This is a genomic window from Sandarakinorhabdus sp. (assembly GCF_031430775.1).
GTDB lineage: Bacteria > Pseudomonadota > Alphaproteobacteria > Sphingomonadales > Sphingomonadaceae > Sandarakinorhabdus.
In genome coordinates this window covers 1-10,321 of sequence record NZ_JANPCD010000123.1, presented here as the reverse complement: position 1 = coordinate 10,321, position 10,321 = coordinate 1, and the positions used below count along the sequence as shown (strand labels likewise).

Below are 10,321 nucleotides of genomic sequence, written 5' to 3'. Positions count from 1 at the left end.
TGGCGTGGAGCGCGTCGGAACCGGGCAGCATGTACACGCTGGAGGAGGCCGGACGCGCCGATTTTGCCGATGCGGTGGTGATTTGGGAGGGCAAGGCGCTTTCCCATGACCTGCTCATCAGCCGCGAGGGCGCCTATTATTACCGGGTGACTGCCAGCCTGGACAGCAACATCAGCCTGCCGGACGTCACCGGCGTACAGGCGCTGGCCAGCCTGTGGGAGCAGGCCGAAAGCTATGACAACCGCACACTGTTGTCAGTGCAGCAGGCGCTGATACGCACGGCAGCGGCCATCGGCGACCAGCTCGCGCTGCTGGCGCTGCCCGTCCAATACGGTGCCGGCGATGTGGCGGCCCATGTCGATGCGCTGGCGGCGCCGTTCCTAGCCGAGCCGCGCCCATTGTCGTTTGCTGCCCTGTTCCACCCCTGGCCGGTGGCGATGGGCGATGATGGCGCCGTCGCGGTGCCGCCCGAAGGCGCGGTTGCCGGCAGCCATGCGGTGCGCGCCCGGCGGCGCGGGGCGTGGATTGCGGCAGCGGGCCAGCCGCTGGCCGATATCGTGGCGCTCAGCCCGGCGCTGGCTTCGAGCGATGCCGAAGCATTGGCGATGAACCGCCTCAACCGGCTGCACCAGACGCCCGACGGCTTTGTCGTCAGCGATGTGTTCACGCTGTCGCCGGAACATGACTGGCGCTGGATAAACGTGCGGCGGCTGGTCAGCTTGCTTCGCCGCGTGACCGTGCGGCAGGGCGCGGCATTCGTGTTCGAGCCGAACGGCGACACGCTGCGCCGCGCCATCGAGCGCATATTCGGCCACATGCTGGCCGATCTGGGCCGGCGCGGGGCCTTTGCCGGCAGCGGCGGCGATGACAGCTGGCGGCTGGCGGTCGATGCCGATGCCAGGTCGCAGGATGACGGCCGGCTGGTCATCGAAATCGGCATTGCGCCGGCCCAGCCGCTCAGGTTCCTGACGCTGGTGCTGACGCAGCAGGGCGCGCGTTTCGGCGTGGCGGAGGAGCGTTGACATGCCCGAGAGCAGCGCCCGGCCCTATCCGTTCCTGGCGTTCAAATTCGCCGTGGAAATCATGCGTGCCGGCCAGTCCAAGCCGCTGGCCGAGGCCGCCTTTGCCGATTGCGACGGGTTGGAAATAACCATGGAGGTGAAAACCATCAAAGAGGGCGGCGCGCCGGACCGGGCGATCCGGGTGGCTGGCCATGTGTCCTACGCCAACCTCACCCTCAAGCGCGGCATGACCGAAAATTTCGACTTGTGGACCTGGTTCAAGGACAGCGTGGCCGACCCGCGCCTGCGCGCCGATGCCGAGGTCGTGCTGCTAGGCCCCGATGGCAGCGAGCGCGCGCGGTTCCTGCTGTCACGCTGCATGCCGGTCAAGCTCAAGGCGCCTGCCCTGTCGGCGATGAGCACGGCGGTCGCCATCGAGGAAATGCAGATCGCTTATGAAACGCTCACCTTTAAAGCGGGAAAGGCGGCGGCATGACCAAGCTGGAAAAAGCCGCGCTGATAGAGCTGGAGCCGGATTTCCTGAAGGAAAAGCCGGGCGGCGAGAATGTGCCGGTGCAGTTCAACCCCGAAACGCTGAAGGTGACGTTCGCCAACCAGTTGGTACAGCCGCAGGGCGGCGACCAGGCGGCAGGCAACACCGGGCGGCAGTTTGTCGGCGCCGGTACCACCAAGCTGGCTTTGACATTGTGGTTCGACGTGACCGCGATGACCGAAAACGCCGTCGATGACGTGCGGCGACTGACGCAGAAGATCATCTATTTCATGACGCCGACGCCTGACAAGGCCGATGCCAAGAAGATGGTGCCGCCGGCCACGCGTTTTGTCTGGGGGTCGTTCCTGTTCGACGGCATTGTCGAGGGGCTTGAGGAAACGCTGGAGTATTTCTCGCCGGACGGCAAACCGCTGCGGGCGCAGATATCGCTGACTTTGGGCCAGCAGAAAATCCTGGTGGCGACGTTTACCGGGGACGGCAAGGTGCCGCAAACGCCTGGCCGCACGCCGATGAACCAGGCCAAATCCGGCGACAGCGTCCAGAAGATGGCCGCGCGCGACGGCAACAGCGACTGGAAAAGCATCGCATCGGCCAATGGCATCGAGGACCCGCTGCGGTTGAAGCCCGGCCAGCTGGTCGACCTGAAGGCAGGCGTGTCGATTGGCGCGTCGATTGGTGTTTCGGGCGGGGTTTCGGGCGGGTTTTCTGGCAGCGCATCTGCCGGCATCCAGACACCCAGCATATCCCCGCCCACCGTTCGCCTGCTCAACTGAAAGCGTCTGCCATGGCTGTTGTCATCAACCAGTTCGAAGCCGTCGCCGACCCGGCAACAGCCGCGCCAGCCGCCGCCGCGCCCGCAGGCGGCAGCGCGCCGCAGCACATCGAACCGCAGCAGTTGCGCCGGCCATTGGCGCGGCTGGCGCAACGCGCGCAGCGGCTGAGCGCGCACTGATGCCTGCCGTTCCTGCCAGCAATGTAACGCCGCTGCCGATGCGGCCGGCGCGCCCGACCATCGAAATCGATGGCACGCGCGCCGACCGGCTTGAATCGGCGCTGATCACCATGGAGCTGGCCGAGGCGGTGGACGGCATGGCCCGCGCCGAGCTGGTGTTCGGCAATTGGGGCGGCGAGACACCGGGGTTCCAGCATTTCGATCGCAGCACGCTGGAATTCGGCAAGGGAATCAAGGTCAAGCTGGGAGAGGACCTGCTGTTCGATGGCCGCATCAGCGCCATCACCGCCGATTTTCCCGATGGCGGCCCGCCGACTATCGGCGTGCTGGCGGAGGACCGGTTGCAGGACCTGCGCATGACACGGCGCACGCGCGTGTTTGAGCAGGCGAGCCTGGCCGATGTGCTGCGCCGCATTGCCAGCGACCATGGCCTGTCGCCGGTGCTGGACATCAATCCGGCCACCCAGCCCGCCATCGCGCAATTGAACCAGAGCGACCTTGCCCTGCTGCACGATCTGGCACGGCGCGAGGAGGTGGCGATCTGGGTGGAGGGCGCCGATCTCAAGGCCGCAAGCCTGCGTGCCGGCAGCCGGGTGGAGCTGCGCTGGGCCGGCAGTTTGCGCGAATTTCATGTCGAGGCGGATCTCGCCGGGCAGCGCACCGCCATGGTCGCATCGGGCTGGAATGTCGCCGACAAGGCCGCCGCCTCGCACCGTGCCGAAGGTTCGGCCATATCCAGCGAAATCGGCGACAAGGAATCGGGCGCTGCCATATTGTCGGGGCAGTTCGGCGCGCGTGTCGATACCATTGCCCATGCCCTGCCGCGCGATGGCAGCGAAGCCCGCGCCGTGGCCGAGGCGCAATTTCGCGCATCGGCACGCCGCTTTGTCAGCGGCGAGGGTGTGGCCGAAGCCCGCGCCGACCTGCGGGTGGGCGCGACGCTGGCACTGACCGGGTTGGGGCCGCTGTTCGACGGCGATTACCGCGCCACGTCCGTCACCCACCGCTTTGACCAAGCCGCCGGCATGCGCAGCGAATTTGCCTGCGAACGCCCCGGCATTGGTCGGGCATCGGGGGGCAGGCCCTGATGGGCGTGACCGAACAGACCCGCGCCGGCGCCATGCTGGACGAACGCGCCGCACAGGGTTGGGGCGGGCGCTGGTACGGCGTGGCGCCGGCGACGGTGACCGAAAACCAGGACCCCGATGGCCAGGGCCGCGTCAAGGTCAAGCTGGCCTGGTCTCCGGACGGCGGCGGCGGCGATGGCTATACGCTTTGGGCGCGGATGGCCACGATGTTTGCCGGCAGCGAAAGCGGCAGCTGGTTCCTGCCCGATGTGGACGACGAAGTGCTTGTGGCGTTCGAGCATGGCGACCCGCGCCGGCCCTATGTGCTGGGCGGGCTGTGGAACGGCCAGGATAGCCCGCCAACGTCGATGGCGTCCGGCAATGCCATCAAGATGATCCGCACGCGCAGCGGCAACAAGATCACGCTCGATGACAGCAGTGGCCAGGAAACAATCAAGCTGGAAACGCCGGGCGGCCAGAAATTCACCCTGAAAGACGGCCCCGGCGCCATCACCATCGAGGATTCGAACGGCAATTCGATCAAGCTGGAAGCCGCCGGCATCACCATTACGGCCGCCGCCAAGGTGACGGTCAATGCGGCGCAGGTCGCGGTCTCGGCCGGGCTGGTCACCGTCGATGCCGGCATGTCGACCTTTTCGGGCGTTGTGCGTTGCGACACGCTGATCGCGACGACCTGCATTGCCGCGACCTACACTCCGGGCGCGGGGAACATCTGGTGAAGCCGCAGCATCATGCCCTGGCATGGCAAGCGCCGCGCCCGTTGTGGCGCGGGACGACGCCCTACGCGGCGGCGCCGCAGATCCTGCGCTTTGCCAGCGATGACTTCATGGCGCAGCTGCTGGCCGTGCTGGCCGACAATCCGGCGCGGCTGGGCGACCGCATTGCCCGGCCGGAAACATGGCGCGACCCGCCGATGGCGGCCGATCTGGATGACCCCATCGCACGCGTGCCGCTGCCGGCACCCATGAAAGCGGCGCGGCGCGGGCGGCTGATGAGGGACCCGGTGGCGCCGCCGCCGCCCGAGCCGCCGCAGCCGATGAAGCTGTATCAGCCGGCGCACCAGCGGTATTATGTGGTTGCCGGCAGTCTGGCCTGTGCGCTGCCGGGCCTGCCCGAACATGTGCTGTCCGGCGGCGCCGAGCGCGTGCATTTCGTGGTGCGCCGGTTGATGCCCGCCGATGGGCGGCCCGCTCCCGGCGCGGCGCTGGTGGAATATGCCCATGTGCAGGACGGCGACGCGGCGCGCTGGCAGAAGGTGACGGATGGCCTGGCACCGGGCGAGGAATTGCTGCCACTGTTCCCGCTGCTGCATACCGATGAAAGCGGCGCGCGGCGCACCTTGTGGGGCGGGCTGATCCCGGTGGGCCGGCGCGAGCAATATATCTCGCGTCCCGTGGTCACCACAGCGGTTTCGCTTGTCGCCGGGCAGGTCAGTGCGCTGAACCCGCCGCCGCCGGGCCCCGTGCCGAACTCCACGGTGGCGCGCACCACCCGGCTGCGCATGGAGGTGATGGAGCCTTGGAAGGCCTTGCTCGGCAGCGCCATGAAAACGGCCATCGAGCTGGCGAAGAATACCACTGGCGGGCTTGATGCAGAGCCGCCGGCCCAGCGCGCGGGCCGCGTGTTCGAGGCCAATATCCAGTTCCAGATGCAGTCCTGGTTGCTGATCCTCGATTTGCGCAAATGGATCGCGGACCATCTGCCATTGCTTGAGGCCGCCTTGGTCAGCAGCATCGCGCCCGCCACCGGCACGCCGGCGCGCACGGCATGGAATGCGCTTGAAGACGCCAAAATCGACCCGGCTGTGCCGGGCGATGCCGCGTTGATTGCTGCCATGCTCCACCCTGTTTCCGGCGCCGTGCTCAAGCCGATGACGCTGTCGCTGCGCACCGCGCTTCAGAAAATCCTGCCCTTTGAAACCGCGCTGGAGACCAATGCCGGCCAATATACCGCCAGGACCGCAAGGGATAAGGTGCCGGGCTGGCCGGATTTCCACTTCGTGCTGGCGGGCATAAACAGCAGCCGCGTCGTTACCGGGCCATTTGCCAGCATCGTGCCGCCCGCGCCTGCCCTGCCCGTCATCGGCACCGCGCTCGACCCTTCCGGCGCCACGCCCGAACAGAGCACGATCATTACCTCACCCGCCGATACCGCCACCGGCGCACCGTTCGACGTGCAGCAACTCGACCGGTTGACCGCCGTGCTCGCCCGCGCCTTGCCGGCCGACACCGAAGCGACCGCCCAGCCGATCCCACACGCGATGAAACTGCGCGACATCGTCATCAAGACTGCGGGCGATTCCGGGCTGTTCGTCATCCGCATGGTGCATCTCAATGCCGATTGCGGGCCGCTGCATCCGCCGACCCTGTCGTCGCCCAGCGTGCAGTTCCGCCTCGCCAGCTTTTTCGACCCCGATGCGCCGGTGCGGCCACTGACCATCACCCTGCCATCCGACACCAGCCCGGCGGGACTGCGCAAGCATGGCCGGGGCACCGCCTTTGTCATGTCGGACATGCTTTGCGGGCAGGTACAGCGCGCCAAGGGGCTGGGGTTCATCGATCTCGTCCTGCAAGTGCTGCCATGGCCGTTCCACAAGGATATCGACATCGGCGATGGCGGCGGCTGCAAGGGCGGCACGGGCCTGGAAATCGGCATGATCTGTTCGCTGTCGATCCCGATCATCACGCTGTGCGCGTTGATTTTGCTGATGATCATGGTGACGCTGTTCGATTTCATCTTCCGTTGGCTGCCGTGGTTCATCGCGTGCTTTCCGGTGCCCAAGCTGAAGGCAAAGCCATGAGCAGCATCTTTGGCAAATCCCTGTCGTTTCCGCCGCGTGTCGGCGCCGATGGCCGCATGGCCTGGTCGGAAGGGGAAACCAATATCCGCGAATCCATCGCCATCATTCTCAAGACCGAGGCCGGCGAGCGCTTGATGCTGCCAGATTTCGGTGCCGGATTGGGGCGGTTCCTGTTCGAACCGAACAACGCTGCAACCCATGTCCGGCTGGCCGATGTCATCCAGAATGCGCTGCGCCGGTGGGAACCGCGCATCAGCCTGCTCAGTGTCGAAGTGGGGCCGGACCCGGACGATGACAGCGCTGCCATTGCCGCCATTGCCTACCGCCTTGTTGCCACCGGCGCCGCCGAACAGACGCGCGTCGCCATACCCCTGGGGAGCGCCTGATGCCCTTGCCCGCCCCGCGTCTTGATGACCGCGATTTTCGCAGCCTTGTGGAGGAGACCCTGGCGCGGGTGCCCGTCCACACGCCCGAATGGACAAACTTCAACACGGCGGACCCCGGCGTCACACTGGTGCAGCTGTTTGCCTTTCTGACCGAGAACCTGATTTTCCGCGCCAACCAGATTCCGGAACGCAACCGCGCCAAGTTCCTGCAATTGCTCGGTATCGCCCTGCAGACCGCCCAACCGGCGCGCGGCATCATCAGTTTTACAAACGAGAATGGCGCCGGCGTGACCCAGACCATTGCCGCCGACCATCTTGCGCTGGCCGGCGCCATGCCGTTTCATACGACGCGCGGCCTGGACGTGTTGCCGGTCGAGGCGCGGCTGTTCACCAAGCGGGCACTGAGCGACGAATCTCCGGAAACACTGCAATATTATCAACTGCTTTATGCTTCATATGGCATCCCGCCGACCGCCATGGCGCTGTATCAGTCGGTGCCCTGGGACGCGGCGCAAGGCCCGCTCGATCTGGATGACACAATCGATCGGACCTTGTGGATTGCGCTGCTGGCGCGGCCCGCCGATGTGCCCGGCGACGCAGCCGACCCTTGGAAAACCGTGCGCGAGGCGATTGCCGGGCGCACATTGTCGCTTGGCCTGGCGCCGGCCGAAGATGTCGAGCAGCGGATCGTGGCCGTTGCTGGCACGCAGATGCAACCCGACCCGCTGCTGTTCGATATCGCGCGGCCGGATATCAATGGCGAGCTGCTGTTCGCCGAGGATGGGCGCCCAGCACCGGACTGGCGGCAATTGTCGGCGCGGTTGGCATTCGATCCGAGCCGGGAGGCCGGGGTCGGCGAGATCGGCCTGCCGGCTGCCGATACGTTGAAACTGTGGAACAACATCGACCCGCTTGAGGCCGGCGTTGGCGATTTGCCGCCGGCCATTGATGACAATGGCATCGCGGGCCGGCTGGTGACGTGGCTGCGAGTGAGCCTGCCGGCGGGCCGGCAGTTGAAGCTGCGCTGGGCCGGTATCAATGCCGCGATGGTGCGGCAGTTCGAAACGGTGCGGGCCGAACGGCTGGCCGACGGCGATGGCGGCCCGGACCAGAGCCGGCAATTATCGCGCGCGCCGGTACTGGAAGGCAGTGTTGCACTGGTCAGCACCAATGGCACCGCCGAAACAAGCTGGACACAGTTGGATGACCTTTTGGCCGCTGCGCCAGAAGTGCCGGTGCCGGGCAGCGCGCTGCCGCTGGACATGGCGCCGGCAACATCGTTCCGGCTGGATGCCGAGGCGGGCATCATCCGTTTCGGCGATGGGCTGGCCGGGCAGCGCCCCCGCAGCGGCGAGCGGCTATATGCGCGATACGAATATTCCGAAGGGCTGGAGGGCAATGTCGGCGCCGGCGCCATCAAGGCCGGGCCATTGCTGCCCGGCGGTTTCAAGGTCACCAACCCGGTGCCGACCTGGGGCGGCAGTGATGCCGAGCCGGTCAGCCGAGGCGAAAAGCAGGTGCAGCGCATGTTGCAGCACCGCGACCGGCTGGTGACCGAAGCGGATTTCCGCGCCATTGCCTGGCGCACGCCCGGTATCGCCATTGGCCGCATCGATGTGTTGCCGGCCTGGCATCCCGACCTGGCACCGGCGGGCATCGGCGCGGTGCCGGGGGTCGTCACCGTACTCGCCGCGCCGCGCTTTGATGCTGTGCATCCGCATGCGCCGCGCGCCGACGGGCCGTTTCTGGATGCGCTGTGCCGCTGGCTCGATCCGCGCCGGCTGGTGACGACCGAGCTTGTGCTGCGCGGCCCCATCTACAAGGGCATGTGGCTGTCGGTCGGCATCGAAGTGGCCGGCGGCCATGCCATTGCCGAAGTGACCGAGGCGGTGAAAGCGCGGCTGATGGCATGGCTATCGCCGCTGCCGGCAGATGGCGGCGATTTCACGGCCACCGATGGGCCGCTCTATGGTCCGCAGGTCGATCCGGCGCTGCGCGGCTGGCCGCTGGGCAAGGCGGTGCACGCCCGCGCCCTGATGGCCGAAGCGGCGCGGGTCGCCGGCGTCATCGAAGTGGCCGATGTGCTGCTGGCGGTGGGCAATGGCGCGGCGGTTGAATTGGTCGCCATCACGGGCATCGAACTACCGGAAATCCTGGGGATTTCGGTCGTGTCGGGCGTGCCGGTCGATCTGGCGCTGCTGCGCGGTGATGTCGGCAGCGCGGTCATCACCGCCGGGCCGCGCCGGCTGCCGCTACCAGTTGCTTCGGAGAGCTGCTGATGAACGCCGACGGCCAGCGTCATGCCTTGCTGCTCGGGGCCGCCGATTGGGGCCGGTGCCTGGGTTTGGCCGGCGCGCCGATTGCCTGGGGAAGTCCGGGGGCCCCCGGCTGGGACGAGGACCGCAGCGAGGTGACGCTGGCGCCGCGTCTCGACCTGCTGCCGCCCAATGCCGGGGACACCATATTGGCACCGGCGCTGCGGCGGGCGGCGGCGGCTGATGCCAATGGCAATATCTATTTCATCGGCGCCGATGCCGCGCGGTTGTTTGTCAGATCGGCCGGCGACAATAGTGTTTCACCCTTTTGGCCCGATCCGCGCGTCCGGCCCGCGCCGCGCGGGATATTTGCAGCCAAGGAGGCGGACTCTGCGCCCGCCGCGCCGTGGACGGCGCTGGCCGCCACCGATGATGGCTGGCTGGTCGCAGCCACTGCGGCGGGCTTGCATGCCTTTGATCTTGTGGCCGGTGGGCCGCCGCTGGCGCTGGCCTGGTCCGATGGGCAGGCGCCGGTGGTGACCGACCTTGAGCCGGCGTGCGGCGACGGGCTGTGGCTGCTAGGCGCGCCGGCAACTCCGGCAGACGCCCCAGCGCTGCGGCTGTACCGGCTGAATGCCATGCTGTCGGCGGCGGTGGGCCGTGCTGCGCCGGAACCGGACCTGTTCCAGCCCGAAACCGGCCCGCCGCGCACCACGGCGCCGCCCGAAGCGCCGGCGTTTGCCGACCTGTCGGGGCTGGCGCCGGGCATCAACCCCATCGCCATTGCCGCCATGCCCGACGGCAGTATCGCGGTGCTGTCGCGCAGCCCCGATCTTGTCTGCCTGTGGCGGGAAGGCGCGGCAGGCACCGTGCTGCCGCTGGACTTCGCACCCCATGACATGGTGGCCGGCAATGTGCTGCTGCGCGGCGGCGAAAGCGCGTTTCGGCTGATGGTCGCCGGCGGCAGCGGCAACCAGGCCCGCGCCTTCAAGCTGGTGGGTGACCAGTTGGTGGCCACGCCCGAGACATTCCCGTTGCGGCGCTATGGCGGCCGGGCGCTGCTGACCATCAAGGGCCAGGCCAGTTATGACAGCGGCCCCGTATTCGTGCGCATGGTCGAACAGCCTCGCCAGCGTTACCAGCCGCGCGCGGCGTTCCTGACGCCGGTGTTCGATGCCGGCCAGCCCGGCGCGGTGTGGGACCGGCTGCGCATCGATGGTTGTGTGCCGCCGGGGGCGCGCATCACCGTGGCGGCGCGCTGCGGGGATGATGCCGCCGCGCTTGGCCCATGGCAGGAGCAGCCGGGGCCGCTGCTGTCGCGGTCG

General features: G+C 67.6%; 9 protein-coding genes and 1 pseudogene. All 10 read left to right on the top strand.

The genetic code is table 11. From position 1 onward, the window contains the following. Positions 1-1,022: hypothetical protein (locus RMQ73_RS07695; RefSeq protein WP_310497518.1), on the top strand; the 1,022-nt coding region annotated here is incomplete at its 5' end. Between the two features lies 1 nt (position 1,023). After that, positions 1,024-1,497 (top strand): phage tail protein, encoded by a 474-nt coding sequence (locus tag RMQ73_RS07690; RefSeq protein WP_310497517.1) that lies wholly within the window; start codon positions 1,024-1,026, stop codon positions 1,495-1,497. Continuing rightward, on the top strand, positions 1,494-2,288 hold the full coding sequence (locus RMQ73_RS07685; RefSeq protein ID WP_310497516.1) for a LysM peptidoglycan-binding domain-containing protein: 795 nt from the start codon (positions 1,494-1,496) through the stop codon (positions 2,286-2,288). Before RMQ73_RS07690 ends, RMQ73_RS07685 begins: the two co-directional genes overlap by 4 nt. A gap of 11 nt (positions 2,289-2,299) precedes the next feature. Continuing rightward, a complete protein-coding gene (locus tag RMQ73_RS07680) occupies positions 2,300-2,467 on the top strand; it encodes a hypothetical protein (protein WP_310497515.1) in 168 nt (55 codons plus the stop codon). Further along, positions 2,467-3,555 carry a contractile injection system protein, VgrG/Pvc8 family gene (locus tag RMQ73_RS07675; RefSeq protein WP_310497514.1) on the top strand — a complete coding sequence of 363 codons (1,089 nt, stop codon included), beginning with the start codon at positions 2,467-2,469 and terminating at the stop codon, positions 3,553-3,555. Before RMQ73_RS07680 ends, RMQ73_RS07675 begins: the two co-directional genes overlap by 1 nt. A 5-nt stretch (positions 3,556-3,560) precedes the next feature. Beyond that, a complete protein-coding gene (locus RMQ73_RS07670) occupies positions 3,561-4,274 on the top strand; it encodes a phage baseplate assembly protein V (RefSeq protein WP_310497513.1) in 714 nt (237 codons plus the stop codon). Further along, positions 4,271-6,355 carry a hypothetical protein gene (locus tag RMQ73_RS07665; RefSeq protein ID WP_310497512.1) on the top strand — a complete coding sequence of 695 codons (2,085 nt, stop codon included), beginning with the start codon at positions 4,271-4,273 and terminating at the stop codon, positions 6,353-6,355. Before RMQ73_RS07670 ends, RMQ73_RS07665 begins: the two co-directional genes overlap by 4 nt. Further along, positions 6,352-6,741, top strand: a complete 390-nt coding sequence (locus RMQ73_RS07660; protein WP_310497511.1) for a GPW/gp25 family protein — start codon at positions 6,352-6,354, stop codon at positions 6,739-6,741. Before RMQ73_RS07665 ends, RMQ73_RS07660 begins: the two co-directional genes overlap by 4 nt. Further along, positions 6,741-9,020: a hypothetical protein gene (locus RMQ73_RS07655; RefSeq protein ID WP_310497510.1), complete on the top strand. Its 2,280-nt coding sequence runs from the start codon at positions 6,741-6,743 to the stop codon at positions 9,018-9,020. Before RMQ73_RS07660 ends, RMQ73_RS07655 begins: the two co-directional genes overlap by 1 nt. Then, positions 9,020-10,321, top strand: a pseudogene (locus RMQ73_RS07650) (hypothetical protein); the annotation flags it as partial. The gene RMQ73_RS07655 and the pseudogene RMQ73_RS07650, both read left to right, overlap by 1 nt.